This is a genomic window from Pectobacterium sp. S5, from assembly GCF_051707265.1.
GTDB classification, from domain to species: Bacteria; Pseudomonadota; Gammaproteobacteria; order Enterobacterales; family Enterobacteriaceae; genus Pectobacterium; species Pectobacterium polare.
Genome location: NZ_JAULSZ010000005.1, coordinates 213,333 through 239,633, shown reverse-complemented (window position 1 = coordinate 239,633; position 26,301 = coordinate 213,333). Strand labels below are relative to the sequence as shown.

Below are 26,301 nucleotides of genomic sequence, written 5' to 3'. Positions count from 1 at the left end.
TTCCCGGAGCCTCAGCCTGCGACAAGGCGGCTGGCTACTGTGAGGCGGTAGAGGTGGCTTTTTCTATCGTATGGCTGGTTAATTTCATATAGCGTAAAGACTGGCGCTGCTGCTGTAGTATTTCCCCCGACTTTCTCATGCCCGTTGCTGACGTGTATTTCCACATGATCAATCGGTTAAGTGTGGGGATATGGGCGCAGGCCCAGGCAAGGTAATCATCAACATCGCTCATCACTTCTACGGCGGGGGTGCAGGTTGAACGCAACCTGCCAGAGGCGGGGTGGAGTTTCAGGTTATTGGGAGGGTGGCTGTTCACGCCAGGGATCTTCATCAATGACTGGCGGATGGTGCATAGCTGCGTTGCTGCCTCCAGCGGATCGCGCTGCGCGTCAATCCACGCCTGTTCGGCCTGTGTCTGCGCCTGCATCTGTGGGACGACCTGATTCGTTGGCCTGACATGAACGATTTCGATATCCATACCGACGCTGCCTTCTTCACTCAGGAGGATGGCGATAGTATTGCCTGCGTAGCCGATGCTGAAATCGGGCATATTGGGATCGGCAAAATAAGGGCGTCCCTCAGGGGACACGAGTAGCGTGGGCAACAGCGGATAGCCGAAAAAATAGAACATCATCTCAGCCAGCAGCACTCGACTTTTCAGATAACGCTCGCGGCGTTTGGCTGAAAAACCCTGTGTTGATGAGATGAGCCTATCGGGCAGTCTTTGTAAGTCAGGAAGCGCTTCCGTGCTTGTCCACCTGACAAAATGGCAGGTCATTGTTCACTCCGTGATCGTGATAAAAGATGGGAACCTATCAGGCATTACCGATGCATATTATCAGACTAATATGTGATCTAAAGAAAAATCGATGGATAAATCGGCGATAATTATTAATTAGGCACACCGAATTTTCTGCATCGTATGTTTCGTGGCGATCCTTCCCTGCCCGCCACCTTCCAGTCTGTTTTAATGGCTCGGCCACCCTAGTGCGGAACGCCGCTGTTTTTCCAGCGTCTGTTTGCGCAACTCATCCGCTGTCACTAATCGCAGCGCCGATGTCGGACACACGCTGACGCAGGAAGGGCTCTGGGCGACATCCACGCATAAATCACATTTGTGAACCTCGCTTTGCATGAGGTGTGTTTCCCCCTCGTCATTCGATGCTTTTGTCACCACATTGATGGCTCCGAAAGGGCAGGCGACGACGCAGCTTTTGCAGCCGATACAGCGGGACTGAATAACCTGAATGCTATCCCGATCGCGCACCAGCGCGTCATTCGGACATACGCTGGCACAGGGCGCGTTCTCACACTGGCGGCAAAGAACGGGGACGCTGACACTGGCGCTTTTAACGACCTTCAGGCGGGGAAAGAAGTGAGAAGGCCGCAGCTGTGCACTATGGCCACCGCTATGGGCTACCGCGCAGGCGATCTCACAGGTCCGGCAGCCGATACATTTTTCTGCTTCGGCGATAACAAATTGATTCATGAGCGAAGCTCCTCGCGGGTTGCGTTCATTTCGGGGCGCTGCGGGTGTGCGGGAATGGTTCCCGTGACGGCGGTCAGCCCCATTGTCGCAATCATTCCCAATGCGGCTTTGCGTCCGTCGGCAATGGCAGTCACGACCAGATCGGCACCGCGTACGGCATCGCCCCCGGCAAAAATACGCGGATGGTTGGTCTGGCAAGGTATCTGACTATCAAGCGGGGCGGTGATGTATCCCCAGTTATCCAGACCGACGTCGGCGTCTTCCAGCCACGGCATGTTGTGTGACTGAAAGCCAAATGCGGTTATCACGGCTTCCGCAGGCTGCACGAATTCTGAATCAGGAATAGGGCGCGGACGACGGCGGCCGCTAGCGTCAGGCTCGCCCAGTTCGGTGCGAACCAGACTAATGCCGCATACTTCACCCTGTTCATTGAGGCAGATTTTTTGTGGCTGAACGTTAAACAGGAACTCCACGCCTTCTTCGCGGGAGTTTTTCACCTCTTTTTTCGATCCTGGCATATTGGCTTCATCACGACGATACGCGCAGGTGACGGATGCTGCGCCCTGGCGAACGGACGTGCGCAGGCAGTCCATCGCAGTATCGCCGCCGCCGAGCACCACGACGCGTTTGCCCGCCATCGAGATATAAGGCTCATCCTCTAATTCAGGTAGCCCCATGACGTGCTTGGTATTGGCGATCAGGAACGGCAGCGCATCGAAGACGCCGGGAGCCTCTTCATTATCAATGTTGGCCTTCATGGAGCGGTAGGTGCCTACGCCGAGGAACACGGTGTCATAATCGTCCAGCAACTGAGCCAGAGAAATATCTTTCCCCACTTCGGTATTCAGTCGGAACTCTATTCCCATGGCGCTGAACACTTCACGACGATGGATCAGGACGTCTTTATCCAGCTTGAACGACGGAATACCGAATGTGAGCAAGCCACCAATTTCCGGGTGACGATCGAACACCACGGCCTGCACACCGTTGCGTGCCAGCACATCGGCACAGGCTAGCCCAGCAGGACCAGCACCGACGATCGCCGCGCGTTTGCCGCTGGGAACAACATTCGTCATATCGGGCGACCAGCCCATTTTTATCGCGGTATCGGTAATGTAGCGTTCAACGTTACCGATGGTAATCGCACCGTACTCCTTACCCAGCGTACAGGCTCCTTCACATAACCGATCCTGCGGGCACACTCGGCCACAGATTTCCGGCAGGCTGCTGGTTTGGTGCGACAGTTCTACGGCTTCAAGAATGCGCCCCTGCTTCGCTAGACTCAGCAGCTCGGGAATATTGTTATGCAGCGGGCAGGTCCACTCGCAGATCGCGCGTTTGCCGCAAGAAAGGCAGCGATCGGCCTGATCTTCCGTCTGCTGCATGGAGAAGCCATGATAGATTTCATCAAACGTGGATGTTCTCTGGGTCAGCGGCTTTTTCTCGGCATCCCGGCGCGGCCAGTTTTTTCTTTTGCTGAGCGGATGGGTCGTCAGCGTTTTCAGCACGGGGGTTTCACGCTGCCAGTGAGCGGAGGAACGCAGCGCCATTACCTGTTGTTTCTCCTGACGGCGGGCGGCTAACGTTTGCTCGCTGACGAGCTGTAAGGCCTGAGTCGGGCAGGCTTCTACGCACGCTTGCCCTTCTGGACGATCGGCGCAGAGATCGCATTTGTGGGCGATGGCGCTGTTGTCTACAGGGCTTGTCACCATGGACATTGCGCCGAACGGGCAAGCCAGTACACAGCTTTTGCAGCCGATACACTTTTCCTGAACGAGCTGAATGCTATTGTCTTTTCTGATCAAGGCCTGTGTTGGGCACACGCTGGCGCAAGGGGCATCTTCACAGTGACGGCAGGTCACCGCAGCCCGCAGCGTTGGCGTATTGAATGCCTTGATTCTGGGCTGAAACACCGCGGCGCTATCTGGATAGCGCTCGTCATTGTGTGAAATGACACAGGCGATTTCACATGCATGGCACCCCATACAGTCTTGAGTACTGGCAATAACAAATCGGTTCATTACCTTTTCCCACTCTGGATCCCTCGATCGTGGCCTTTATCCTAATAGTTGGATAACACCCTGACCTTGATATAGAGCAGGTAAAAAGTCGGTTAATGTTAAATCTCACACGTGTTGCTAATAAAATTATTGAATCGTTTCAGTAAGTTGTAATGTTATGTGAAAGTAATGGTCTGGTTGCATATAACCTTGTTTTTTGTCTGGTTTACAGTGGTTTATCTCGGGTAAACATTCTGGTTTTCATTATTCTTGTTAATTTCCCCATGAAATAACTCGTTACTTTTACTTACTCCCCTCATAATGTTGGGCGCTATTTACATGCATCAAAACATTGTTGCATCAAAACAATGTTGCAGCTAAATAGTGTGTTTACGGCATTTTCATTATGAATCAATAACAGGGCGTTGCTCAGGTTAATGGATTGTCACTAAGGGATAGTGTTATGAATAAAAAAGTCGTTCTTTGTTCTGTATTCATGTCAGCTGCGTTATTGAGCGGATGTGCCACAGAGTCTTCCCGTACCGTAGAAGCACAGAAAGTCACTTCTTACAGTACGCCTTATCAGGGTGTTCGTAGCCCGATTTCCATCGGAAAATTTGAAAACCGCTCTAACTACATGAACGGTATTTTTTCTGATGGTGTTGACCGTTTAGGTAATCAATCCAAAACCATTCTTGTTAGCCATCTCCAGCAGAGCGGCCGCTTTAATGTGTTGGATCGTACCAACATGGAAGAGCTGAAAGCGGAAGCGGGTATTAAAGGACAAACGCAGACGCTGAAAGGCGCTAGCTATGTGATTACCGGCGATGTGACCGAATTTGGCCGCAAAGAAGTCGGTGACCATCAGCTGTGGGGCATTCTGGGTCGCGGTAAAACACAGGTTGCTTACGCAAAAACCACGCTGAACGTGGTGAACGTACAAACCTCTGAAGTGGTGTATTCCGTACAGGGTGCGGGCGAGTACACCTTGTCCAACCGTGAAATTATCGGTTTCGGCGGCACGGCCAGCTATGACTCGACGCTGAACGGCAAAGTGCTGGATTTGGCGATTCGTGAGGCTGTTAATAATTTGGTTACGGGAATTGAAAGTGGTGCCTGGCGCCCAACGAACTAATGGAATAGGAATATAACAATGTTATCTCATAAGAAAATTGTCCTGCTACTGGCAGCGACAGTATTAGCAGGCTGTGCATCCGCGCCAAAAACGATTTACAGCTGGGATAAATATCAGCCTGCACTTTATGATTATTATCAACAGGATAAAGTCGGCCCCGATCAGCAGATTCTTGCTTTGAATGAATCGATCGAAAAAGCGAAAGCCGCAAACAAACCTGTCCCGCCGGGACTCTATGCTCAACTTGGGTTGCTGTACGCCAATACTGGCCGTGATAGTGAAGCTCGCCAACAGTTTGAAACTGAAAAAGCGAAATTCCCTGAATCAGCACCTTTTATGGACTTCCTGTTGAGTAAAAATAAAGGGAGCATTAAATGAATCGTTTCTTAGGATTATGTGGTCTGGTTTTTGCGCTGGTGCTGACCGGCTGTGCTAAACCCGTGCCTTATGACTACACGGCGTTTAAGCAGAGCAAGCCTAAGTCCATTCTGGTATTGCCACCGGTTAACCATTCCCCTGATGTGAAAGCGAGCTATAGCCTGCTTTCCCAGGTCACGTATCCGCTGGCGGAATCGGGATACTACGTATTCCCTGTCGCGGTTGTAGAAGAGACATTCAAGCAGAATGGTCTGGTGACGGCGTCGGATATTCATGCGCTGAGTACGGCGAAGCTGCAACAAATCTTTGGTGCTGACGCTGCGCTGTATTTGGACGTAAAAGAGTACGGCACGTCATACATCGTGATTAATAGCGAAACCCGCGTTTCTGCGGATGCTCGTCTGGTTGATCTGCGTACCGGAAAACTGCTGTGGAGCGGAAGCGCAACAGCGTCCAGCAACGAGCAGCAATCAAACGCTAACGGCGGCATCATCGGTATTCTGGTGCAGGCTGCGGTAAACCAGATTGCGCACACGATCTCTGACAAAGGCCACGATATTGCTGGCGTGACTAGCGCGCGCCTGCTGGCCGCGGGAAATTCACGCGGTATGCTGTACGGACCTCGTTCACTGCAATACGGTAAAGAAACCTACTAAGTTTCCAGATAGTACATCGTTACCTTGCAGTACGTCGTTATAGTGCAATACATCGCTAAATCATCAACGCCGTTCGTAATTGAACGGCGTTTTTTATTGTCTTAACCGATGAGTCAGTGGTGCTATACATCAGCAGCTTGATGACGATGCGGTTTATTATGGCGGGTTGTCCAGACGAAGGCAGCGGTCAGCAGCAGGATCAGCGTGGCCGCGGCCAGCACAATGGAAAAACCCGAATCAAAGGCGGAATGGGCTTGCGTGGTGAGTATCTGCCGCATATTTTCCGGTAAGGATTCGGCAAAAATTAACGCTTCGTCCAGACTGTCATAGGCGGTGTCCGGTGCGGCAAACCCAGCGGGCAGCATAAACGTTGCGGAATAAGCGAAAGACAGCAAACTGCCCATCAGCGTCACGCCTGTTGCGCCCCCTAATTCATACGACACTTCTTCGATTGACGCCGCCATACCCGCTTTTGACGCTGGCGCAACCTGCATAATAGTGCTCGATGCGGCCGTCATGGTGGAGCCCACTCCTGCGCCAATAACGGTCAAGCTGATGATTTGTATAATGGTGGGCGCATTGTGCAGCAGCAAATAGCTTCCCATTCCAAGCCCCGAAATCAACAGGCCAGCGGCTAGCATTGTCCCGCTATTCACGCGCGGCAGTATCTTTCCGGTTAACGGGCCAGATATAAAGGACGCCAGCGACAGCGGTAAAATGAACAACCCCGCCTCTAGCGGAGATAGCCCGACGACTAGCTGCAATCGCTGGGTGAAAGCCAGTTCCATTCCGATCAAGGCGGCAGCGGCTACGATAGCGGCGGCCACGGCGGCGCTGAAAGGCCGCAGGCGAAAGAGAGAAAAATCGACCAGGGGATGTTTGCTGTTACGCTGCCGCCGAACGAACAGGGTAATGAACGTCACGCCGATGAGCAGAGCGATTAGCGCATCTTCATAAGACGGAATCCGCTTGCCCAGCTCTTTTATGGCATAGGTGATACCAATCAAACCCACCATAATTAATAGGGATCCGATGAAATCCCAGCGGTGGGAGGCGTTGCCTGGCCGGTGTGGAATCACGGTGATTCCCATGATGAGCGCAAGCAAAACGACCGGCACGTTAATGAGGAAAACCGATCCCCACCAGAAGTACTCAAGCAGTATCCCGCCCATCACGGGGCCAAACGCCGCGCCGCCGGAGGCCACCGCAGCCCAGATACCGATCGCCAGTGCGCGTTCCCGTTCATCAGTAAAGGTCAGACGAATAATCGACAGTGTGGCGGGCATCATCATTGCGGCACCGACTGCCAGCAGCGCGCGAGCAGCGATAAGCATACTGGGCGTGGGCGAATAAGCGGCAAACAGTGACGCGGCACCAAAGACCAGCAGTCCGGAAATAAATAGAGGTTTATGGCCCAGCTTATCGCCCAACGTGCCCATCCCCAGCAGTAAACCGGAGGCAACCAGCGCATAGATATTAACGATCCACAGTTTTTCCGATGCAGAGGCGTGCAGGTCGTGAGTCAGTGTGGGGAGTGCGGTGTACAGCACCGTCATGTCGATAACAATCAGGAACAGTGCGCTGGAAACAATGGCCAGGATCAGCCACTTTTTTGGTGATTGCATAGCAGGATCTCTACCTTGAACTTCTATTTTTCATCTGTTGGATAGCGTTCTGATGATATAGAATTGCTTTTTAAATACAAACGTATTTTAAATTGGGGAAGATATGGGGCGTCATAAGAGCATTAATCGTGCATGCGTGTTGGATGCGGCGGAGCAGATTGTCCGCACGCAGGGAACGGCTGCGCTGACGATCGATGCGGTCGCTAAAGCGGCGGGCGTGACAAAAGGCGGTATTCAGTCGTGCTTCGGGACGAAAGATGAGCTGATTCACGCGATGTATCAGCGCTGGGAAGATGAGTTTGATGAGATGGCTGCCGTGTGCATCGGTACGGATGATAGTCGGGAAGCCAGAGTGCGTGCGCACGTTGACATCACTTATCGGACGGATGCCGCAGAAGGCGATCGGGCGGCGGGCATGATGGCCTCGTTGTTGAATACGCCTGAGCACCTTGCTAGATCGCAGGCGTGGTATGACAGCCAGTTGGCTGGGCTTGATCTGAATTCACAGGAAGGGCGAGATGCTCGGCTGGCGTTTCTGGCATCCGAAGGGGCATTCCTGCTGCGCTATTTTGGCTTTATGACGGTCGATGACGAGACCTGGAAAGCCATTTTCTCTGATATTTCCCGCCTGCTACCCGAGCGCACTGCTTCCTGAGTAAGCACCTCTTTTCAGAAGGCGCATTGATTATGGTTTGGTGGATTATTGTTCGCCTGACTGCTGCGTCGCCATAATCTCATCCAGATTCCCTTCGACCCATATCGCCAGCTCTTTTACCCGCACACCCACCTCTCTGCCTAATGGGGTGAGGCTATACTCAACATGTGGCGGGACAACCGGATAGGCCGTTCGCAGGACAAAACCATCACTTTCCAACCATTGCAGGGTCTGCGCCAGCATGCGCTCGCTCACGCCGCCAATCCGTCGACGCAGTTGACTGAAGCGATGCGTATCATCAAGTAATGCGATCAGAATCAGTACGCCCCAGCGGCTGGTGACGTGGTTAAGTATCTGGCGAGACGGGCATTTCTCAGCAAAGACATTGCCGGTTGGCAGAATGGGCGGCAATAAGTCGATGGGCGTTTTGGGTTGACTCACTATACTTACCTTTATGTATGTACTTACTTAAAATTAGCTTTGCCGATATTATGCCAGCCAGTTCTTGTTAACAAAAGATGGTTAACAAAAGATGGTTAATAAAGACAGTCAATAAAAGGAGCTCGAGATGATTGCTATTACTGGTGCATCTGGCCAACTGGGCCGTTTGGTTATCGCACAACTGTTAGAGAAGGTTCCGGCGAGCGACATCGTGGCGCTGGTGCGTGATGTCAATAAAGTGGCCGATCTGTCTGCAAAAGGCGTGCAGGTGAAAGCCGCGGATTACAATCAGCCAGAAGCGCTGGCTTCCGCGCTGCAAGATGTGGATAAGGTGCTGCTGATCTCTTCGAGCGAAGTGGGTCAGCGTGCGGTACAACACCGCAATGTCATTGATGCGGCGGTGAAAGCTGGTGTGAAACTGGTGGCGTACACCAGCCTGCTGCACGCGGATAAATCGCCTCTGGCGCTGGCGGCAGAACACCAGCAGACCGAAGCGCTTCTGAAAGCGTCTGGCTTACCGCATGTCCTGCTGCGTAACGGCTGGTATACCGAAAACTACGCGGCCAGCATCCCTGCGGCGCTGGAACACGGTGTGTTTATCGGTAGCGCAGGTGAGGGAAAAATTGCCTCAGCAACGCGCGAAGATTTCGCTGCTGCTGCGGTCGCGGTGCTGACGCAGGAAGGGCAGGCTGGCAAGGTTTACGAACTGGCTGGTGATGAGCCTTACACGCTGGCAGAGCTGGCAGCAGAGATCAGCAAGCAGTCTGGCAAAAATATCGGTTATCAAAATCTGTCCGAAGCAGAGTTTGCTGGCGTTCTGGTTTCAGCCGGGCTACCTGAGGGTTTCGCGCAGATCATTGCCGATTCCGACACCGGTGCATCCAAAGGCGGTCTGTTTGATGACGGTAAGCAACTGAGCCGTCTGATCGGTCGCCCAACGACGCCGCTGTCAGCCGTCGTGAAAGCGACGCTGAAATAGCACTTAAAAAGTAACGCCTAAAAAATCGGCCCAGAGATCATTCTGGGCCGATGGCCCTCATAAAGCAGCCAGTCTTGATAGTAATGACAGCATTTCTTTCTGTGGCCAAAGATAACCTCGGTCTTTTACGGAGCAAGGCCTATCTGCCAGCAGTTGGCCGAGAGAGTAACTGGGTAGTTCTGCAACTTTGAGATTATCAAACCAGACAACGTGCTCAATATCTCCTTTCATCTGATTCAATGTACCTTGCACAGAACGGCTACACTGCGTATCCACCTGCAGTGGGCGTAAATAATGTTGCGCTGCGTTGAGTTGCTCTTCATTTGCACCACACTTGAGTAGAGTATTGATGAAGCTATCCGTAAAGTAGTCGTTTAGCTCTATGAAATCCTTCTTTATCAACGCGGGGAGTACCAACGGAAACCGGGTGGCATCATGCACCAGTAGTACACAATTCCGGTGCTGTAAGGTGATTAGATTTCCGTGCCAGTTGCTCAGCGGGTTGATATCTATGGTGGGTTGCGTAATTAGCCACTGGCTGCGGGGTGTAACAGCAAGTTGGCTGCTGTCATTCAGTGGTAAACGACTGAACAGTTTGTGTGTCGCATGAAGTTGAATCATCTTATCCCCGTTCTTCTGTGTCAGTCGTTGACTTGCAGGTAAGTGTTATTTTAACGCCTATAGCGTGTCATTCTTGTTTTACCTGCTAAAGCGTGTAATATTTATTATACCGTCTATAACCGGTAAGATAAGATGATGAAGATCACTAACAGCAAGCAGCTTAGCAGCTATCTGAAAGATGTCCGTATCACGCAGAAGCTTTCACAAGGGAAAGTGGCCAGTAAAGTGGGTATTCGCCAGGATACGGTATCCAGTTTCGAGCAACATCCTGATTCCACTAAGCTGGAAACCTTCTTTAAAATCCTGTCGGCATTGAATTTAGAACTGACTGTTACGCCCAGGAATGCGGACAACACCAATAACGAAGCCTCTGTTGCATCATCCTGGAAGGAAGAATGGTAATGGCTGCGCTCGATGTTTACATGAACGGCTATCGGGTGGGGATTCTGACCAAAACGGGCAGTGGGGCACATCATTTTACCTATGATGCGAACTGGCTCGGATTGCCGGGGAGTCGCCCCATTTCGCTTTCTATGCCGCTACGTCATCAGCCCTATCAAGGCGATGAAGTTTATAACTTCTTCGACAATTTGTTGCCGGATAGCCCGGATATCAGAAGACGGATTGTCGCCAGGCATCACGCGGATTCCACCCAACCGTTTGATCTGCTGGCTAAAGTGGGGCAAGACAGTGTCGGGGCGTTGCAATTAGTGCCGCAGGGTACACCTGTGCACGATATAAAAAAGATCGAATACAAAACCTTATCCGAGCAGCAGCTTGAAAACATACTGACCGGATATCTGTCCGATGCCCCGCTGGGTATGATTGATACTGAAGACGATTTTCGTATTTCTATCGCAGGTGCACAGGAAAAGACGGCGCTGCTTTATCTGGATGATCACTGGTGCCTGCCTCTCAATGCCACACCAACTACCCACATCATCAAGCTACCTATTGGTAAAATCGAGAGTCACTCTTACTCAATTGATATGTCTGACAGCGTTGAAAATGAGTATCTGTGTCTGCTCATTGCCAAGGCATTTGGGCTGCCAGTGCCTTACTGTTTTATGATCAACGCTGGCAAGATAAAGGCGTTGGCGGTGGAGCGTTTTGATCGTAAATACGCCTCGGATGTCAGTTGGATTATGCGGCTACCACAAGAGGATTTTTGTCAGGTATTAAACGTTCCTTCCGCACTGAAATATGAAAATCATGGTGGACCGGGTATTTCCGCCATTATGTCGTTTCTATTGGGTTCGGTTGATCCAGAAAGAGATCGCTATCGCTTTATGCAAGCTCAGGTACTGTTTTGGCTATTGGCTGCAACGGATGGTCATGCGAAAAACTTTTCCCTGTTTATTGAATCTGAGGGACGATATCGACTCACGCCTTTCTATGACATTCTCTCTATGTATCCGGCGATGGGATTGACTGGCTCAAGAGGCAAGAAATATGGGACTGAGCAGATCTTTCCCCGACATTTTTTCCAGACGGCGAAGGCTGTTGGGTTTGCCAGAGAATCGATGGAAAACATTCTGGTGGAGTTTGCCCACGCCGTTGATACCGTCATGACGACTGTTGGAAGTCAACTGCCTGTGGATTTTCCTACTCATATCAGTGAGGCAATTCTGGCCGGGCTGCAGGCCAGATCGAGACGGCTCATGAGCGGATGGGAGTAATTTCCCCGATGAGTAATATCGGGGATAGCGGCTTATTTCCCAATACAAAAACTCGAGAAAATACGGCCTAGCAGGTCGTCAGAGGTGAACTCGCCGGTGATTTCACTCAGGGACTGCTGCGCTAGCCGCAGTTCTTCTGCCAGCAGTTCTCCCGCGTAGGCGCTCACCAACTGTTCTTTCCCCTGAATCAGATGCTGTGCTGCCAGCTCCAATGCTTGCAGGTGGCGACGTCGAGCCAGGAAACCGCCTTCTGTATTACTGGTGAATCCCATGCTTTGCTTGAGGTGGTCGCGTAGCGTATCGATACCTTCACCCGTACGGGCGGACAGGCGGATAAGTGAGTGAGTATTCACCTCTTCGATGCCAAGCGTTTCGCCAGTCACGTCAGCTTTGTTGCGTACCACGGTAATCGGCAGCGTTTTTGGCAGGCGCGCCATAAATTCTGGCCAGATCTGATCAGGCTCAGTCGCCTGCGTGGTGGTGCCGTCTACCATGAACAGCACGCGATCGGCCTGTTCGATTTCCTGCCAGGCGCGCTCAATACCAATGCGTTCGACTTCGTCGCTGGCATCGCGCAGCCCAGCGGTGTCGATGATATGCAGCGGCATGCCATCTATATGGATGTGCTCGCGTAGTACGTCGCGTGTGGTTCCCGCGATATCCGTCACAATGGCGGCTTCACGACCGGCTAACGCATTGAGTAAGCTGGATTTACCGGCATTAGGACGACCCGCAATCACCACCTTCATCCCTTCCCGCAGCAGGCTACCCTGATGCGCTTCGGCTCTGACGGCATCCAGATCGGCCATCACGCCATTGAGCTGTGCTTCAATTTTGCCATCGGAGAGAAAGTCGATCTCTTCATCTGGGAAGTCGATGGCAGCCTCGACGTAGATTCGCAGGTGAGTGAGTGCTTCCACTAACTGATTTATACGGGTCGAAAATACGCCTTGTAGAGAGTTTAGCGCTGAGCGAGCGGCCTGTTCCGAGCTGGCATCAATCAGGTCGGCGATGGCTTCCGCCTGCGCGAGGTCGAGTTTGTCGTTCAGGAAGGCGCGTTCAGAGAATTCGCCAGGACGCGCAATCCGCACGGTAGACAGCGTCAGAATACGTTGCAAGAGCAAATCAAGAATAACCGGACCGCCGTGACCCTGAAGCTCCAGCACGTCTTCACCGGTAAAGGAGTTCGGGCCGGGAAACCAGAGGGCGATACCTTGATCGAGCGTGGTGCCGTTGGCATCACGAAACGGCAGGTAATCGGCGTGGCGCGGCTTGGGGAGCTTACCCAGAACGGCATGCGCCACGTCTGCGGCCGCCTGTCCTGAAATGCGTAAAATACCCACGCCTCCGCGTCCCGGTGGCGTGGCTTGGGCGACGATGGTGTCGGTATTACTCATAATGTTCTCTCTGCATTGATGCCTGTCTGGCAGGCTATTTTACGTATCGTTGGCTGATAAAACAGCCAGTAAAAAAATAAGGCGGTCAATGACCGCCTTACTCTTTCTATCGGTTAGCCATCAACCGGGTTATTTTTTCTCGCGGCTATGCAAGCCACGTTTTTCCAGACCGCGGTAGATCAACTGCTGCTGGAGAATGGTAACCAGGTTGCTGACGATGTAGTACATAACCAGACCTGACGGGAACCACAGGAAGAAGACGGTAAAGATGACCGGCATGTAGGTCATGATCTTCTGCTGCATTGGGTCGGTCACGGTGGTTGGTGACATCTTCTGGATGAAGAACATCGTCACGCCCATCAGGATCGGCAGAATGTAGTACGGGTCTTGTGCGGACAGGTCATGAATCCACAGAGCGAACGGCGCGTGACGCAGTTCAACGGAGCCCATCAGCATGTAATACAGTGCCAGGAAGATCGGCATCTGAATCAGCAGCGGGAAGCAGCCGCCCAGCGGGTTCACTTTCTCTGATTTGTACAGCGCCATCATTTCCTGACTCATGCGCTGTTTGTCATCACCAATACGCTCACGCATCGCTTGCAGTTTAGGCTGCAGCAAACGCATTTTCGCCATAGAGGTGTATTGCGCTTTCGTCAGCGGATACATGATACCGCGCACGATAAAGGTAATGGCAATGATGGAGAAGCCCCAGTTGCCGATAAAGCTATGCAGGAATTTCAGCAGCTTAAACAGCGGCTGAGAAATAAACCACAGCCAGCCGTAATCTACAGTCAGATCCAGATGCGGTGCGACTGCAGCCATCTTGTCCTGAATTTCTGGGCCAACCCACAGGGTGGTCTTCAGATCCTGCTGGCTACCTGCGGCAACCACAACCGGAGCGGATTTGAAACCAATAGCGGCCTGACCGTTCCCCAGCTTGCTGGTATAGAAGGTGTTAGCGCCTGCTGTCGTCGGGATCCACGCGGTTGCGAAGTACTGTTGCAACATCGCTACCCAGCCACCGTTGGTGGTGATGTTCAGGTTTTCGTCCATGTCGCTGAAGCTGTACTTTTTGTACTTGTCTTCACTGGAAGAGAACGCTGCGCCACGATAAGTGTGCAGTGCAAAGTTGCTGCTGCCAGTATCGCGGTGCTTAGGCAACTCCATAGACTGCTTTAACTGACCGAACAGTGTGAGTTCCAGAGGCTGAGCGCTGGTGTTGTTGACGCTATAGTCAACGTTCAGCGCATAGTCGCCACGTTTCAGAACAAACGTTTTGGTGTAGGTGACGCCGTCAGCTGCGGTGTATGTCATCGGGATACGCAGTTCGCTCTGACCATCCGCCAGCTCGAAGCTATCTTGCGTGGTGGTAAACAGCGGACGCGGGCCGTTAGCTGGGTTGTCCGGGCCGTTTTTGCCGGTCAAACCGCTCTGAGCCTGATAGACAAACTCGGATGTGGTTTCCAGCAGGTGGAAAGGTTTATCTGAACCCAATGTGTCCGGGTAAGCCAGCAGATGCGCTTGCTCGATGTCGCCGCCACGCGTGTTGATTGTCAGCGACAGTACATCGGTTTTCACTGTGATCAGTTTGCCTTGACCGCTGGCTGGTACGCCCTGGTTGGTAGCATCACCGGTCACTGCGTTCGTCGCCTGCTGTATGGCCTGCGTGGTTGCTGGCGGATTTTTATCCGTCTCCCAAGCCTGCCAAAGCATAAAGGTTACGAATAGCAGAGCGATGAGAAGAAGATTGCGTTGCGAATCCATCGTTAATGTTCTCTGTTATTGTCGGTTTTTGGCGGTACGGGATCATCACCACCAGGGTTCAAAGGATGGCATTTTAATACGCGTTTAAGCGTCAACCAACAGCCTTTTATCATGCCGAACCTGCGTATTGCTTCAATACCGTATTGCGAGCACGTTGGCCGGAACCGACAATGCGGTCCGAGCAACGGGCTGATAACGAGTTGATAACCGCGTATCAACCCGATCAGGAGTCGGGAGCCAAACGACAATGCCGACGCCATAGTTTTTCCAATGCTTCCGTCAGGGTACGGTTATCCAGTTCAGACACCCCTTTTTTCACGAGCACGACAAAATCCATTGAAGGCAATGAATGTTGGTGCAGGCGAAAGCTTTCGCGCGTCAGGCGTTTAATCCGATTGCGTTCATGAGCACGTTTTACATGCTTTTTGGCGACGGTAAGACCGATGCGGGGATGCCCCAGCGAGTTCAGGCGGCCGAGAATGGTGATATGCGGCGTGCCAGCCCGTTGTGGTTGCTGGAAGACGAAAGTGAAATGACTGGGAGTTAACAAACGTAACTCCCTGGGAAATGCTAGCTTAACCACTCGGTGGGTTAGCTTTTATTACTTAGAAACAGACAGACGAGTACGGCCTTTCGCACGACGGCGGGCCAGAACTTGACGACCATTTTTGGTGGCCATACGAGCACGGAAACCATGGCTACGGTTACGCTTCAATACGGACGGTTGGAAAGTGCGTTTCATGGCGATTTCTACCTAAACTTGGAAAATTATAACTTCACAGTAAACGCGTTTGGCTGTTCGGCGTGAAAAAATGACCGACGCCTCAATCGCATATCACAGCTATATAACGGAAAGAGGCAGGATTGTAATAATTGTACAGTCCTGAGTCAATTAACATCACACTTAACACGCCAGCCATTCCGATTATTTTTGGAATTTCTGCCTGCCAGAGCACAGAAAAGGCGTAGACGCGCGGGCAGGGAATTATACGGACTCTGTTGCAAAGCGCAAGGATCCTCCAACGATCTGTCCCACAAGATCATGATCGATGTCACCGTAACGATCGTGTCTCCGAGAGTATGCTTGGGTGCGCTTTACCGTAAGCGGCTAAAATGTGTGCTAGCCGCCCCTCTGCCGTGTTGCAGGGTGTGGCGATAAGAATAGCCTGTGGATAAAAAGGATCGAAACTGTGCAGAAGGGGAAGATCTCTTCGGCGGATTAGGTTATGATCCGCGGTTCCGTTAGCGATCCTTTTGACGGGATCGTCGGAGTAAACCGCCGCGCTACGTGGTGTGTCTGCTGTCTGAATTGTGAATGAAACAATCGTGGATGACGCAGGCGCCAAAAAATCATGAGTCACATAAATAACGTCTTATTCTTTTCTTTTTGATCGTTCTTGTTCGAGTGGAGTCCGCCGTGTCACTTTCGCTTTGGCAGCAGTGTCTTGCCCGTTTGCAGGATGAGTTACCTGCCACAGAATTCAGTATGTGGATACGCCCGTTGCAGGCGGAGCTGAGTGATAACACTCTGGCGCTCTACGCCCCCAATCGCTTTGTGCTGGATTGGGTCCGTGATAAATACTTAAATAATATCAATGTCCTGCTGAATGATTTCTGCGGGATGGATGCCCCTTTACTGCGTTTCGAAGTGGGGAGCAAACCGTTGGTTCAGACGGTAAGCCAGCCTGCGCAGTCGCACCACAATCCTGTCAGCGTTGCGCGGCAACAGCCAGTGCGTACGGCACCGGTACGGCCAAGCTGGGATAATTCGCCTGTCCAGGCAGAGCATACCTACCGTTCGAATGTGAACCCCAAGCATACGTTTGATAACTTCGTTGAGGGTAAATCGAACCAGTTAGCCCGCGCAGCGGCGCGTCAGGTGGCCGATAACCCAGGCGGCGCATATAACCCGCTGTTTCTTTATGGCGGCACTGGCTTGGGTAAAACGCACTTATTGCACGCGGTGGGGAATGGCATCATTGCCCGTAAGCCCAACGCAAAAGTGGTTTACATGCACTCCGAGCGTTTCGTGCAGGATATGGTTAAAGCATTGCAGAACAATGCGATTGAAGAATTCAAACGCTACTACCGTTCTGTTGATGCGCTGCTGATCGATGATATCCAATTCTTTGCTAATAAAGAGCGTTCGCAGGAAGAGTTCTTTCATACCTTTAATGCGTTGCTGGAAGGCAACCAGCAAATCATCCTGACGTCTGACCGCTACCCGAAAGAGATCAACGGCGTGGAAGATCGCCTGAAATCCCGCTTTGGTTGGGGATTAACGGTCGCGATTGAACCGCCAGAGCTGGAAACCCGCGTGGCGATTCTGATGAAGAAAGCGGATGAAAACGACATTCGTCTGCCTGGCGAAGTGGCGTTCTTTATTGCCAAACGCCTGCGCTCTAACGTGCGTGAGCTGGAAGGCGCACTGAACCGCGTTATCGCGAATGCCAATTTTACCGGTCGCTCGATCACCATTGATTTTGTGCGTGAGGCGCTGCGCGATCTGCTGGCGTTGCAGGAAAAACTGGTTACTATCGACAATATTCAAAAGACCGTGGCGGAATACTATAAAATTAAGGTAGCCGACCTGCTGTCTAAACGTCGTTCCCGCTCGGTGGCGCGTCCGCGCCAGATGGCGATGGCGTTGGCGAAAGAACTGACGAATCACAGCCTGCCGGAAATCGGCGATGCCTTTGGCGGGCGTGACCATACGACGGTGTTGCATGCCTGCCGAAAGATTGAGCAGTTGCGTGAAGAAAGCCACGACATCAAAGAAGATTTTTCCAATTTAATCAGAACTCTATCGTCATAACACTATGAAATTTATTGTTGAACGCGAACGTCTGTTAAAGCCATTACAACAGGTCAGCAGCCCGCTGGGCGGCCGACCAACTTTACCGATTCTGGGCAACCTGCTGATTCAGGTGACGGAAGGCGTGCTGTCGCTGACCGGTACCGATCTGGAAATGGAGATGGTGGCGAAGGTTGCGCTGACGCAGCCGCATGAACCGGGTGCCACGACCGTCCCTGCCCGCAAACTGTTTGATATTTGCCGGGGTCTGCCGGAAGGCGCGGAAATCACGATTATGCTGGATGGCGATCGCATGTTGGTGCGCTCTGGCCGCAGTCGTTTCTCGCTGTCCACGCTGCCCGCAGTGGATTTCCCTAATCTGGACGACTGGCAGAGCGAGGTTGAATTCTCTCTGCCGCAGGCGACGATGAAGCGTTTGATCGAAGCGACGCAGTTTTCGATGGCGCATCAGGATGTTCGTTACTACCTCAACGGTATGCTGTTTGAAACCGAAGGTGAAGAGCTGCGCACGGTCGCGACCGATGGTCACCGTTTGGCGGTTTGCTCCATGCCGGTTGGCCAATCTTTACCGTCACATTCGGTGATCGTGCCGCGTAAAGGCGTGATGGAGTTGGTGCGTCTGCTGGATGGTGGTGATACCCCGCTGCAGTTGCAAATCGGCAGCAACAATATTCGTGCGCATGTCGGTGACTTCATTTTCACGTCCAAGCTGGTTGATGGTCGTTTCCCTGATTATCGCCGCGTATTGCCGAAGAATCCGGATAAAACGCTGGAAGCCAGCTGCGATCTGCTCAAGCAGGCCTTCTCCCGTGCGGCGATTTTATCGAATGAAAAATTCCGCGGTGTGCGTCTGCATCTGATTAAGAATCAGCTCAAAATTACTGCTAACAACCCAGAGCAGGAAGAAGCGGAAGAGATTCTGGATGTACAGTACGACAGCACCGAGATGGAAATCGGCTTTAACGTTAGCTACGTACTGGATGTGCTAAACGCGCTGAAATGCGAAGGTGTGCGTTTACTGCTAACTGATTCCGTTTCCAGCGTGCAAATCGAAGATAGCGCCAGCCGGGCGGCGGCTTATGTCGTCATGCCAATGCGCCTCTAGCAAATAGGTGGGCTTATCCGGCCCGCCTTTACTCACTCGAATAGCGTCGTATGGCCCTTACTCGTCTTCTCATCAAAGATTTCCGCAATATCGAGGCGGCCGATCTGGCGCTGGTTCCCGGCTTTAATTTTTTAGTCGGTGCCAACGGCAGTGGTAAAACCAGCGTGCTGGAAGCGATTTATACGCTAGGGCACGGGCGGGCGTTTCGTAGTATTCAGGCAGGGCGCGTGATTCGTCACGATCAGCCGGAATTTGTACTACATGGTCGTATTGACGGTACGGAAACGGAGCGATCCGTTGGGTTAAGCAAAAACCGTCAGGGCGACAGCAAGGTGCGGATTGACGGCAGCGACGGCCATAAAGTCGCTGAACTGGCGCAACTGCTACCGATACAGCTGATCACCCCGGAAGGATTTACCCTGCTCAACGGCGGCCCGAAATTTCGTCGTGCTTTTCTCGACTGGGGCTGTTTCCATAATGAGCCCGGCTTTTTCGCGGCCTGGAGCAACATGAAGCGTTTGTTGCGCCAGCGTAATGCGGCGCTGCGTCAGGTGAGTCACTATGGGCAACTCAGAGCCTGGGATCAGGAACTGGTGCCGCTGGCGGAACGTATCAGCGAGTGGCGTGCGCAATATAGCGCGGCGATTGCCAATGATATCGCCACGACCTGTACGCAATTTTTGCCTGAATTTTCTCTCAGTTTCTCTTTCCAGCGCGGCTGGGATAAAGAAAGTGAGTACGCCGAACTGCTGGAACGGCAGTTCGAACGCGACCGTATGTTAGGTTATACGGCGCTGGGGCCGCATAAAGCCGACTTCCGCATCCGCGCCAGCGGCGTGGCCGTCGAGGATATGTTGTCCCGTGGTCAGCTCAAGCTGCTGATGTGTGCGCTGAGGCTGGCTCAGGGTGAATTTCTCACCCGTCAGAACGGACTGCGCTGTCTGTATCTGATCGATGATTTTGCTTCCGAACTGGATAGTACCCGCCGCCGTTTGCTAGCCGAACGGTTAAAAGCCACTCATGCACAGGTTTTTGTCAGCGCAGTCAGCGCTGAACAGATAGAGGACATGGTTGGTGAAAAGGGCAAGATGTTCCGCGTAGAACAGGGTAAAATAACGGTTCAATCACAGGACTAAAATGAGCGAGAAACGTTGATGTCGAATTCTTATGACTCCTCAAGTATCAAGGTATTGAAAGGGCTGGATGCGGTACGTAAACGCCCAGGTATGTATATCGGCGATACGGACGACGGTACCGGCCTGCATCACATGGTATTCGAGGTTGTGGACAACGCTATCGACGAAGCACTCGCTGGCTATTGTAAAGACATTATCATCACCATCCATGCTGATAACTCGGTATCGGTGCAGGATGATGGCCGTGGTATTCCGACCGGCATTCATGAAGAAGAAGGTATCTCCGCCGCCGAAGTCATCATGACCGTGCTGCATGCGGGCGGTAAATTCGATGATAACTCGTATAAAGTCTCCGGCGGCCTGCACGGCGTAGGGGTTTCCGTGGTTAACGCCCTGTCGGAAAAACTGAAGCTGGTTATTCACCGCGACGGCAAACTTCACGAACAAACCTATAAACACGGCGTAGCGCAGGCTCCGCTGGCTGTGACGGGTGAAACCAACAGAACCGGTACGACGGTACGTTTCTGGCCGAGCCATGAGACGTTCACCAACGTGGTAGAATTTGAGTATGAAATTCTGGCCAAGCGTCTGCGCGAGCTGTCGTTCCTGAACTCCGGCGTGTCTATCCGCCTGATCGATGAGCGTGAGAAAGATAAAGCCGATCATTACCATTATGAAGGCGGCATCAAGGCGTTTGTTGATTACCTGAACCGTAACAAGACGCCAATTCACCCGAACGTGTTTTATTTCTCGATGACGAAAGACGACATCGGCGTGGAAGTAGCGTTGCAGTGGAATGATGGTTTCCAGGAAAACATTTACTGCTTTACCAACAACATTCCGCAACGTGACGGTGGTACGCACCTGGCCGGTTTCCGTGCCGCGATGACCCGTACGCTGAATAACTACATGGATAAAGAAGGCTACAGCAAGAAAGCCAAAATTAGCGCCACCGGTGACGATGCGCGCGAAGGGCTGATTGCCGTGGTTTCCGTGAAAGTGCCGGATCCGAAATTCTCCTCGCAGACCAAAGACAAGCTGGTTTCTTCCGAAGTGAAAACTGCTGTTGAATCGCTGGTGAACGAAAAGCTGGTGGATTATCTGATGGAAAATCCATCGGATGCCAAAATCGTGGTCGGTAAAATTATTGATGCTGCCCGTGCCCGTGAAGCGGCGCGTAAAGCACGTGATATGACGCGTCGTAAGGGTGCGCTCGATCTGGCTGGCCTGCCGGGCAAGCTGGCGGACTGTCAGGAACGTGACCCCGCGCTGTCTGAACTGTACCTGGTGGAAGGGGACTCAGCGGGCGGCTCCGCCAAACAGGGGCGTAACCGTAAGAACCAGGCGATTCTGCCGCTGAAGGGTAAAATCCTGAATGTTGAGAAAGCCCGTTTTGACAAGATGCTTTCCTCACAGGAAGTCGCGACGCTGATCACCGCGTTGGGCTGCGGCATTGGCCGTGATGAATATAACCCGGACAAACTGCGCTACCACAACATCATCATCATGACCGATGCTGACGTGGATGGTTCGCACATCCGTACTCTGCTGTTGACCTTCTTCTATCGTCAACTGCCTGAAATTGTTGAGCGTGGTCACGTGTATATTGCTCAGCCGCCGCTGTACAAGGTGAAAAAAGGCAAGCAGGAACAGTACATCAAAGATGATGAAGCTATGGACCAGTACCAGATCGCACTGGCGCTGGACGGCGCGACGCTGCATACCAATGCACAGGCTCCTGCGCTGGCGGGTGAACCGCTGGAGAAACTGGTTTCTGAACATTACGCCGTACAGAAGATGATTGGCCGTATGGAGCGTCGCTTCCCGCGTGCGTTCTTGAACCGTCTGATTTATCAACCAACATTGGCTGAAGCCGATTTGGGCGAGCGTGAAAAAGTACAGGCGTGGGCGGAATCGCTGGTTAGCAGCCTAAACGAAAACGAGATTCACGGCAGCACATACAGCTTTGTCATCCATCACGATGAAGAGCGCAGCGTATTTGAACCGGCGCTGCGCGTGCGTACGCACGGTGTGGATACCGATTATCCGCTGGGTGCAGGCTTCGTCGCGGGTAGCGAATACCGCAAATTGAATCAGCTGGGCGAAAAACTGCGCGGCCTGATTGAAGAAGATGCGTACATCGAACGTGGCGAGCGTCGCCAGCCCGTTGCCAGTTTTGAACAGGCGCTGGAGTGGCTGGTGAAAGAATCCCGCCGTGGCTTGACCGTACAGCGTTATAAAGGTCTGGGTGAAATGAACCCGGATCAGCTGTGGGAAACCACGATGGATCCGACCAGCCGCCGCATGCTGCGTGTCACAGTTAAAGACGCCATTGCTGCCGATGAGCTGTTCACAACGCTGATGGGTGATGCCGTTGAACCGCGTCGTGCGTTTATCGAAGAGAACGCCCTGAAAGCGATGAATATCGATATCTAATTCGATCTACGTTGTTATCGTTATCTGAGCCAGCTCCCTGTGGAGCTGGCTTTTTTATGCCACTAAACTCACCAAATCCGCAGTCGATCCCGCTACAGAGAAGGCAGCAGTGCTGGCTAACCGTTGGATAGCGCTTTTACTGTGACTGAATGGCAGCCATCAATCGGCAGACCAGTGTTTTCGCCATCTCCGGCTCGGTCACGTTGGCGAATCCCATCAGTAGCCCGCTGTGTGATGTCCTGCGAATTTGCCACTGGCTCAGAGCCTGAATGGCAAGGCCGTTAGATTGGGCCGCCGCAGCCAGAGATTTATCATCCTCCCGCTGAGCCAGCTTCGCGAGTACATGAATACCACCTGCCTGCGGCTGGATGTCCAGACGTGAACCTAACGCCTGCAAGAGTGCATCGACCAAATAGCCGCGTCGCGTCGCATAAAGCGAGCGCATCCTTCGTAGGTGGCGAGCAAAGTGCCCTTGATCCATGAAATCGGCCACCGTTGCCTGAGGCAGAATCGAACCAGGGCCACAAAGGTGATTTGCCGCGTCTCTAAACCGTTCGACCTGCGGTTCAGGGACAACCAGATAGGCCAGACGCAAGCCTGGGAACAGCACCTTGCTGAAGGTGCCTGTGTAAAGCACGCGTCCGTCGCGATCCAGGCTTTTTAGCGGTGGTAGTGGTCGGCCGTGGTAACGGAACTCACTGTCGTAGTCATCTTCAATGATCCACGCTTGGCGGTGGCTAGCCCATTCCAGCAGTTGTAACCGCCTTGGCAGGGATAGTGCTACCCCCATCGGACTTTGGTGCGTCGGTGTCACCAAGGCAAAACGTGCATCGGCAGCTCGCTGTTGGCCGATGTCTACATTCAAACCGTCTTCATCTACGGGCACAGGCTCCAGATTCATGCCCGCACGCTCCAGAAACTGGCGGGCGAAAATGTAGCCAGGATCTTCGTACCACCCAACATCACCGGGTTGTAACAATGCGCGGCATACCAGTTCCAGCGCACCCCGGTAGCCGGGTGTAATGAATACCTGCTCGTGCGTGCAAGTGATGCCACGTGAGATGGCGAGATAGGTCGCAATGGATCGGCGCAGAGGTTCGTATCCCACAGGGTCGGGATAATTCATGGCTACCGTATCCAGAGTGCGAAGATTGTGGCCGGATAAACGTGTCCAAACCTTGCGTGGAAACGCATCTAGTGCCGGCAAACCCAGTTGGAAAGGCTGGGGGGAATCGACCGCCAGCGCTTTCGGCTGAGAATGCTCCTTGGCGGCAGGTTGGGACACCGTGACAGGCAGTGACTCGCCAAGACTGTCCAGATGGGGCGAAACGATCGTGCCTGCCGGGCCACGAGCCAGAAAATAGCCCTCACTGATGAGAATCTGGTAAGCCATTTCGACCGTACCCCGTGCCAGATTCAGTTCACTGGCGAGGCTGCGAACGGAAGGTACGCGATCTCCTGGATGGAGTTTTCCGGCGGCAATCGCGTCTCGGTAGCGTCGATACAACTGTAAATAGAGCGGCGTATCGTGCTTTCGGCTTGTCCTCAACGGCTGAATATTCATATGCCATGTCCTATTTATTTATTCAGTTTTTGCACCTTTTTACTAGGTCATTATTTTCCTAAAGTACGGATTCGATGACAAGGAGATCGACATGAGCCACTTCCGATTGAGCCTTATTGACAGCGAACAGGACTACTTGGCCTGTTTTGACACCATGCACGAACTGCGACCTCATCTTCTCGATGCTGCCACATTCGTGGCACAGGTTCGCCGCCAAGCCCAGCAAGGCTATCGTCTGATGGCAGCTTGGCAGGGCGATCGGGTCATGGCGGTGGCGGGTTATCGCATCCAGGAAAACCTGCTGTATGGACGGTTCCTCTACGTCGATGATCTGGTCGCCGTTGCGGGAGCCCGCCGTCAGAGTCTGGGCTGCATGCTGATCGAGGCGCTGCGTGAGGAAGCTCAACGGCAAGACTGTGCTCATCTGGTGCTCGATACCGCCTTGGGGAATGCCCTTGCGCAACGTTTCTATTTCCGCCAAGGTCTGCTGTCCAAAGGGTTGCATTTTAGCCAAGCGTTATAGGTACAACGAACGATGCATCCACTTCTTTTTCTGGAATACCGCCCTGTCCGCCATGGGTATTCGCAACATGCAGCTCGTGTACTTGCAGAGCTGTCCGAAGCATTGGCCAAAACACGCCATGCGTTGATTCCGTTTCTTGTTCTTTCACTTCCTACCGGAGACCTTCCATGAGCACACTTCGCTTGCCTTACCAAACTCTCTCGCCTGAAGCCTACCAAGGGCTTACCCTCACCAAGAAAGCGCTGGACAAGAGCAGTCTTGGAAAACCGTTGATCGAACTGGTCTATTTGCGGATTTCGCAAATCAATGGCTGCGCCTTCTGCCTGGAGATGCACGCAGCGGCCCTACGTGCTGGCGGCGTACCGGATGCTAAGCTAGACAGTCTGGCTGGCTGGCGTGTGAGCGATCATTTCAGTGAACGCGAGCGCGTGGCGTTGGCCTGGACGGAATCGCTGGTGGATGTGGCTCGTAGCCACGCACCTGATGAGGATTTCGAACCACTCAAGTCACATTTCAGCGATACGGAAGTTGCCGACCTGAGCTTTGCCATCTCGCTGATGAGCGCCTTCAATCGCTTGGCGATAGGCATGCGTCAGTAAGACCTGGGTATACGGATGGCTTTGCCGCCATCCGCCGTTTGAGCATGTGGCGTGTCTCTTCACCGCCTTTCATCAGGCCAGCGCACGTCGTTTGGCGCTGTGCATTTCCTGTAGCAGCGTGATGAAAGATGTAATCAGCATAAAGATGACGGCAGACCAGAAAATGGCGTGAGGATGGCCGTTATCCAGCAGCCAGCCGAACAGCACTGGCCCCGCCGCGCCACCCAGATTAAAGCCGGTGGAGACAATCCCAAACACCCGTCCTTCTGCCCCCGGTGGGGACGCGGCACGCACCAGCATATCCCGGGAAGGGGCAATCATGCCGGAGAGGAAACCGGCAGCAGCCAGCAATGGCACAAGCACGATAGTCGGTAAGGAATACATGGCAACGATACTGACTAGCACGGCGGTTGCGGCTAGCGCAGCCGTCGCCACCAGCCCGTGGCGCTTGGTTTTATCCGCCAGTGAGCCGCCAGCCAATACGCCAAAGGCGCTGGCGAACAGGAAGGCGGTAAGCGCCACGTTAGCCTGTGAAAGGGACAAATCGTAGCCCGTGACTAACGCCGTTACCGAGAAGTTTTGGATCGAGCCCGTACTTAAATTCAGCAGCAGGAACAGAATGAGCAGCGCCAGAATCGGCAGCGTGAATACAGGCGCGCGCGATTTGCTCGGTTGGGTACCTGTTGCCGCCGCAGGTTTCACTCGGATAGGCTCATCGCGATCCGTCAGAAGCAGCGGTATGGTCAGTAAGCCGAGGACGCCAGAAACGATAAATGCGCTACTGATACCGGAAAAGGCGGCAACGGACAGCAAAATACCGGGCGCAATGGCGGTGCCCAGAAAGCCGGAAAACGTATGCACCGAGAACGCGCGGCCCATGCGTTTCTCATCAATCCCACGCGACAGCAAAGCGTAATCCGCCGGATGATAAACCGCGTTCGCCACCCCAGCGAGCCCCATCGCGGCGACCAGCCAAACGTAGCTGCCTGAGAAACCGAGCGAGAGAAAACAGAGGCTCCCGAGCGTGATCCCGGCGGTTAATGTGCGTCGCGCGCCGATGCGGTCCACCATAAAACCAATCGGCGTCTGTACGCAGGCGGAGACAATGTTGAATACACTGAGCGCAAACCCGAGTTCGACAAAGCTGATATCGCGCTGGGCTGACAGCAGCGGAATGAGCGCGGGCAGCACCATCATATGGAAATGACTCACCAGATGCGCTGATGAGATTTGCGCCAGTAGCGGTAGTTTTATGAATTTCATGTTGTTTTTGCAGCTTACAGGTCTGTAGATTTTATTATCGT

General features: G+C 52.9%; 26 protein-coding genes. 13 read left to right on the top strand and 13 right to left on the bottom strand.

What is annotated here, in order from left to right:
- Window positions 1–34 precede the first annotated feature (34 nt).
- The 3 genes from QWJ20_RS18250 to aegA form a co-directional block, all read right to left on the bottom strand.
- Window positions 35–778 (bottom strand): 4'-phosphopantetheinyl transferase family protein, encoded by a 744-nt coding sequence (locus QWJ20_RS18250; protein WP_039475214.1) that lies wholly within the window; start codon window positions 776–778, stop codon window positions 35–37.
- 189 nt (window positions 779–967) lie between these two features.
- On the bottom strand, window positions 968–1,489 hold the full coding sequence (locus QWJ20_RS18245; RefSeq protein ID WP_119889347.1) for a 4Fe-4S binding protein: 522 nt from the start codon (window positions 1,487–1,489) through the stop codon (window positions 968–970).
- On the bottom strand, window positions 1,486–3,510 hold the full coding sequence (aegA, locus tag QWJ20_RS18240) for a formate-dependent uric acid utilization protein AegA (RefSeq protein ID WP_174877019.1): 2,025 nt from the start codon (window positions 3,508–3,510) through the stop codon (window positions 1,486–1,488). The genes QWJ20_RS18245 and aegA overlap by 4 nt, the downstream gene beginning before the upstream one ends.
- 442 nt (window positions 3,511–3,952) lie before the next feature.
- Between aegA and QWJ20_RS18235 the strand changes: the two genes are divergently transcribed.
- From QWJ20_RS18235 to QWJ20_RS18225, 3 genes are read left to right on the top strand one after another with little or no spacing between them, the layout of a single operon-like run.
- Window positions 3,953–4,624 (top strand): CsgG/HfaB family protein, encoded by a 672-nt coding sequence (locus tag QWJ20_RS18235; RefSeq protein ID WP_095701051.1) that lies wholly within the window; start codon window positions 3,953–3,955, stop codon window positions 4,622–4,624.
- A gap of 18 nt (window positions 4,625–4,642) precedes the next feature.
- A complete protein-coding gene (locus QWJ20_RS18230) occupies window positions 4,643–5,002 on the top strand; it encodes a DUF4810 domain-containing protein (RefSeq protein WP_095701050.1) in 360 nt (119 codons plus the stop codon).
- Entirely contained in the window at window positions 4,999–5,658 is a 660-nt protein-coding gene (locus QWJ20_RS18225; RefSeq protein ID WP_039514235.1) for a DUF799 domain-containing protein, read from the top strand. The genes QWJ20_RS18230 and QWJ20_RS18225 overlap by 4 nt, the downstream gene beginning before the upstream one ends.
- A 122-nt stretch (window positions 5,659–5,780) precedes the next feature.
- Here the strand turns inward: QWJ20_RS18225 and QWJ20_RS18220 are convergent, their stop codons facing one another.
- Window positions 5,781–7,283: an MFS transporter gene (locus QWJ20_RS18220; protein ID WP_433993165.1), complete on the bottom strand. Its 1,503-nt coding sequence runs from the start codon at window positions 7,281–7,283 to the stop codon at window positions 5,781–5,783.
- Between the two features lie 103 nt (window positions 7,284–7,386).
- On the opposite strand from QWJ20_RS18220, the gene QWJ20_RS18215 reads away from it, so the two are divergent.
- Window positions 7,387–7,938 (top strand): TetR/AcrR family transcriptional regulator, encoded by a 552-nt coding sequence (locus QWJ20_RS18215; protein WP_039514237.1) that lies wholly within the window; start codon window positions 7,387–7,389, stop codon window positions 7,936–7,938.
- A gap of 45 nt (window positions 7,939–7,983) precedes the next feature.
- Here the strand turns inward: QWJ20_RS18215 and QWJ20_RS18210 are convergent, their stop codons facing one another.
- Complete coding sequence (locus tag QWJ20_RS18210) at window positions 7,984–8,379, bottom strand: winged helix-turn-helix transcriptional regulator (RefSeq protein WP_433993164.1); 396 nt, start codon at window positions 8,377–8,379, stop codon at window positions 7,984–7,986.
- Between the two features lie 127 nt (window positions 8,380–8,506).
- On the opposite strand from QWJ20_RS18210, the gene QWJ20_RS18205 reads away from it, so the two are divergent.
- Window positions 8,507–9,358: an SDR family oxidoreductase gene (locus QWJ20_RS18205; RefSeq protein ID WP_433993163.1), complete on the top strand. Its 852-nt coding sequence runs from the start codon at window positions 8,507–8,509 to the stop codon at window positions 9,356–9,358.
- A gap of 57 nt (window positions 9,359–9,415) precedes the next feature.
- Here QWJ20_RS18205 and QWJ20_RS18200 read toward each other — a convergent pair whose 3' ends face one another.
- Window positions 9,416–9,979, bottom strand: coding sequence for a DUF6933 domain-containing protein (locus QWJ20_RS18200; protein WP_174869562.1), 564 nt, complete (start codon window positions 9,977–9,979; stop codon window positions 9,416–9,418).
- 135 nt (window positions 9,980–10,114) lie between these two features.
- On the opposite strand from QWJ20_RS18200, the gene QWJ20_RS18195 reads away from it, so the two are divergent.
- On the top strand, window positions 10,115–10,381 hold the full coding sequence (locus QWJ20_RS18195) for a helix-turn-helix domain-containing protein (protein WP_349719169.1): 267 nt from the start codon (window positions 10,115–10,117) through the stop codon (window positions 10,379–10,381).
- Window positions 10,381–11,658 (top strand): type II toxin-antitoxin system HipA family toxin, encoded by a 1,278-nt coding sequence (locus QWJ20_RS18190; RefSeq protein WP_433993162.1) that lies wholly within the window; start codon window positions 10,381–10,383, stop codon window positions 11,656–11,658. The genes QWJ20_RS18195 and QWJ20_RS18190 overlap by 1 nt, the downstream gene beginning before the upstream one ends.
- Before the next feature lie 32 nt (window positions 11,659–11,690).
- Here QWJ20_RS18190 and mnmE read toward each other — a convergent pair whose 3' ends face one another.
- From mnmE to rpmH, 5 genes are all read right to left on the bottom strand, one after another.
- Window positions 11,691–13,055, bottom strand: a complete 1,365-nt coding sequence (gene mnmE, locus QWJ20_RS18185; RefSeq protein WP_039485127.1) for a tRNA uridine-5-carboxymethylaminomethyl(34) synthesis GTPase MnmE — start codon at window positions 13,053–13,055, stop codon at window positions 11,691–11,693.
- A 129-nt stretch (window positions 13,056–13,184) separates the two neighbouring features.
- The gene (gene yidC / locus QWJ20_RS18180) at window positions 13,185–14,819 is read right to left on the bottom strand and encodes a membrane protein insertase YidC (protein WP_039485128.1); all 1,635 of its coding nucleotides are present in this window, start codon (window positions 14,817–14,819) and stop codon (window positions 13,185–13,187) included.
- Window positions 14,820–14,821: 2 nt separating this feature from the next.
- Complete coding sequence (gene yidD, locus QWJ20_RS18175; protein WP_010281237.1) at window positions 14,822–15,079, bottom strand: membrane protein insertion efficiency factor YidD; 258 nt, start codon at window positions 15,077–15,079, stop codon at window positions 14,822–14,824.
- A complete protein-coding gene (rnpA, locus tag QWJ20_RS18170; RefSeq protein WP_010281235.1) occupies window positions 15,043–15,402 on the bottom strand; it encodes a ribonuclease P protein component in 360 nt (119 codons plus the stop codon). The genes yidD and rnpA overlap by 37 nt, the downstream gene beginning before the upstream one ends.
- Before the next feature lie 18 nt (window positions 15,403–15,420).
- Window positions 15,421–15,561 (bottom strand): 50S ribosomal protein L34, encoded by a 141-nt coding sequence (gene rpmH / locus QWJ20_RS18165; RefSeq protein ID WP_005976668.1) that lies wholly within the window; start codon window positions 15,559–15,561, stop codon window positions 15,421–15,423.
- A gap of 675 nt (window positions 15,562–16,236) precedes the next feature.
- Here rpmH and dnaA point away from each other — a divergent pair.
- Genes dnaA through gyrB form a run of 4 tightly spaced genes read left to right on the top strand, consistent with a single transcriptional unit; the run spans window position 16,237 to window position 22,311 of the window.
- Window positions 16,237–17,634, top strand: coding sequence for a chromosomal replication initiator protein DnaA (dnaA, locus tag QWJ20_RS18160; RefSeq protein ID WP_039363659.1), 1,398 nt, complete (start codon window positions 16,237–16,239; stop codon window positions 17,632–17,634).
- Window positions 17,635–17,638: 4 nt separating this feature from the next.
- On the top strand, window positions 17,639–18,739 hold the full coding sequence (gene dnaN / locus QWJ20_RS18155) for a DNA polymerase III subunit beta (protein ID WP_039485132.1): 1,101 nt from the start codon (window positions 17,639–17,641) through the stop codon (window positions 18,737–18,739).
- 50 nt (window positions 18,740–18,789) lie between these two features.
- A complete protein-coding gene (gene recF / locus QWJ20_RS18150) occupies window positions 18,790–19,875 on the top strand; it encodes a DNA replication/repair protein RecF (RefSeq protein ID WP_010281217.1) in 1,086 nt (361 codons plus the stop codon).
- Window positions 19,876–19,893: 18 nt separating this feature from the next.
- Window positions 19,894–22,311, top strand: coding sequence for a DNA topoisomerase (ATP-hydrolyzing) subunit B (gene gyrB / locus QWJ20_RS18145; protein ID WP_109412139.1), 2,418 nt, complete (start codon window positions 19,894–19,896; stop codon window positions 22,309–22,311).
- A 136-nt stretch (window positions 22,312–22,447) separates the two neighbouring features.
- Here gyrB and QWJ20_RS18140 read toward each other — a convergent pair whose 3' ends face one another.
- Entirely contained in the window at window positions 22,448–23,875 is a 1,428-nt protein-coding gene (locus QWJ20_RS18140; protein ID WP_433993161.1) for a PLP-dependent aminotransferase family protein, read from the bottom strand.
- Window positions 23,876–23,966: 91 nt separating this feature from the next.
- On the opposite strand from QWJ20_RS18140, the gene QWJ20_RS18135 reads away from it, so the two are divergent.
- Both QWJ20_RS18135 and QWJ20_RS18130 read left to right on the top strand, forming a co-directional pair.
- Entirely contained in the window at window positions 23,967–24,398 is a 432-nt protein-coding gene (locus tag QWJ20_RS18135; protein WP_433993160.1) for a GNAT family N-acetyltransferase, read from the top strand.
- 167 nt (window positions 24,399–24,565) lie between these two features.
- Window positions 24,566–24,997, top strand: coding sequence for a carboxymuconolactone decarboxylase family protein (locus tag QWJ20_RS18130; protein WP_433993159.1), 432 nt, complete (start codon window positions 24,566–24,568; stop codon window positions 24,995–24,997).
- Between the two features lie 72 nt (window positions 24,998–25,069).
- Here QWJ20_RS18130 and QWJ20_RS18125 read toward each other — a convergent pair whose 3' ends face one another.
- Complete coding sequence (locus QWJ20_RS18125; protein WP_119889356.1) at window positions 25,070–26,260, bottom strand: MFS transporter; 1,191 nt, start codon at window positions 26,258–26,260, stop codon at window positions 25,070–25,072.
- Between the last annotated feature and the right edge of the window lie 41 nt (window positions 26,261–26,301).

What these genes read in the sequence shown, in the direction of transcription:
- QWJ20_RS18250 (WP_039475214.1), bottom strand. Translation starts at nt 778, where the DNA reads ATGACCTGCCATTTTGTCAGGTGGACAAGCACGGAAGCGCTTCCTGAC.
- QWJ20_RS18245 (WP_119889347.1), bottom strand. Translation starts at nt 1,489, where the DNA reads ATGAATCAATTTGTTATCGCCGAAGCAGAAAAATGTATCGGCTGCCGG.
- aegA (WP_174877019.1), bottom strand. Translation starts at nt 3,510, where the DNA reads ATGAACCGATTTGTTATTGCCAGTACTCAAGACTGTATGGGGTGCCAT.
- QWJ20_RS18235 (WP_095701051.1), top strand. Translation starts at nt 3,953, where the DNA reads ATGAATAAAAAAGTCGTTCTTTGTTCTGTATTCATGTCAGCTGCGTTA.
- QWJ20_RS18230 (WP_095701050.1), top strand. Translation starts at nt 4,643, where the DNA reads ATGTTATCTCATAAGAAAATTGTCCTGCTACTGGCAGCGACAGTATTA.
- QWJ20_RS18225 (WP_039514235.1), top strand. Translation starts at nt 4,999, where the DNA reads ATGAATCGTTTCTTAGGATTATGTGGTCTGGTTTTTGCGCTGGTGCTG.
- QWJ20_RS18220 (WP_433993165.1), bottom strand. Translation starts at nt 7,283, where the DNA reads ATGCAATCACCAAAAAAGTGGCTGATCCTGGCCATTGTTTCCAGCGCA.
- QWJ20_RS18215 (WP_039514237.1), top strand. Translation starts at nt 7,387, where the DNA reads ATGGGGCGTCATAAGAGCATTAATCGTGCATGCGTGTTGGATGCGGCG.
- QWJ20_RS18205 (WP_433993163.1), top strand. Translation starts at nt 8,507, where the DNA reads ATGATTGCTATTACTGGTGCATCTGGCCAACTGGGCCGTTTGGTTATC.
- QWJ20_RS18200 (WP_174869562.1), bottom strand. Translation starts at nt 9,979, where the DNA reads ATGATTCAACTTCATGCGACACACAAACTGTTCAGTCGTTTACCACTG.
- QWJ20_RS18195 (WP_349719169.1), top strand. Translation starts at nt 10,115, where the DNA reads ATGAAGATCACTAACAGCAAGCAGCTTAGCAGCTATCTGAAAGATGTC.
- QWJ20_RS18190 (WP_433993162.1), top strand. Translation starts at nt 10,381, where the DNA reads ATGGCTGCGCTCGATGTTTACATGAACGGCTATCGGGTGGGGATTCTG.
- mnmE (WP_039485127.1), bottom strand. Translation starts at nt 13,055, where the DNA reads ATGAGTAATACCGACACCATCGTCGCCCAAGCCACGCCACCGGGACGC.
- yidC (WP_039485128.1), bottom strand. Translation starts at nt 14,819, where the DNA reads ATGGATTCGCAACGCAATCTTCTTCTCATCGCTCTGCTATTCGTAACC.
- yidD (WP_010281237.1), bottom strand. Translation starts at nt 15,079, where the DNA reads ATGGCGTCGGCATTGTCGTTTGGCTCCCGACTCCTGATCGGGTTGATA.
- rpmH (WP_005976668.1), bottom strand. Translation starts at nt 15,561, where the DNA reads ATGAAACGCACTTTCCAACCGTCCGTATTGAAGCGTAACCGTAGCCAT.
- dnaN (WP_039485132.1), top strand. Translation starts at nt 17,639, where the DNA reads ATGAAATTTATTGTTGAACGCGAACGTCTGTTAAAGCCATTACAACAG.
- recF (WP_010281217.1), top strand. Translation starts at nt 18,790, where the DNA reads ATGGCCCTTACTCGTCTTCTCATCAAAGATTTCCGCAATATCGAGGCG.
- gyrB (WP_109412139.1), top strand. Translation starts at nt 19,894, where the DNA reads ATGTCGAATTCTTATGACTCCTCAAGTATCAAGGTATTGAAAGGGCTG.
- QWJ20_RS18140 (WP_433993161.1), bottom strand. Translation starts at nt 23,875, where the DNA reads ATGAATATTCAGCCGTTGAGGACAAGCCGAAAGCACGATACGCCGCTC.
- QWJ20_RS18135 (WP_433993160.1), top strand. Translation starts at nt 23,967, where the DNA reads ATGAGCCACTTCCGATTGAGCCTTATTGACAGCGAACAGGACTACTTG.
- QWJ20_RS18130 (WP_433993159.1), top strand. Translation starts at nt 24,566, where the DNA reads ATGAGCACACTTCGCTTGCCTTACCAAACTCTCTCGCCTGAAGCCTAC.
- QWJ20_RS18125 (WP_119889356.1), bottom strand. Translation starts at nt 26,260, where the DNA reads ATGAAATTCATAAAACTACCGCTACTGGCGCAAATCTCATCAGCGCAT.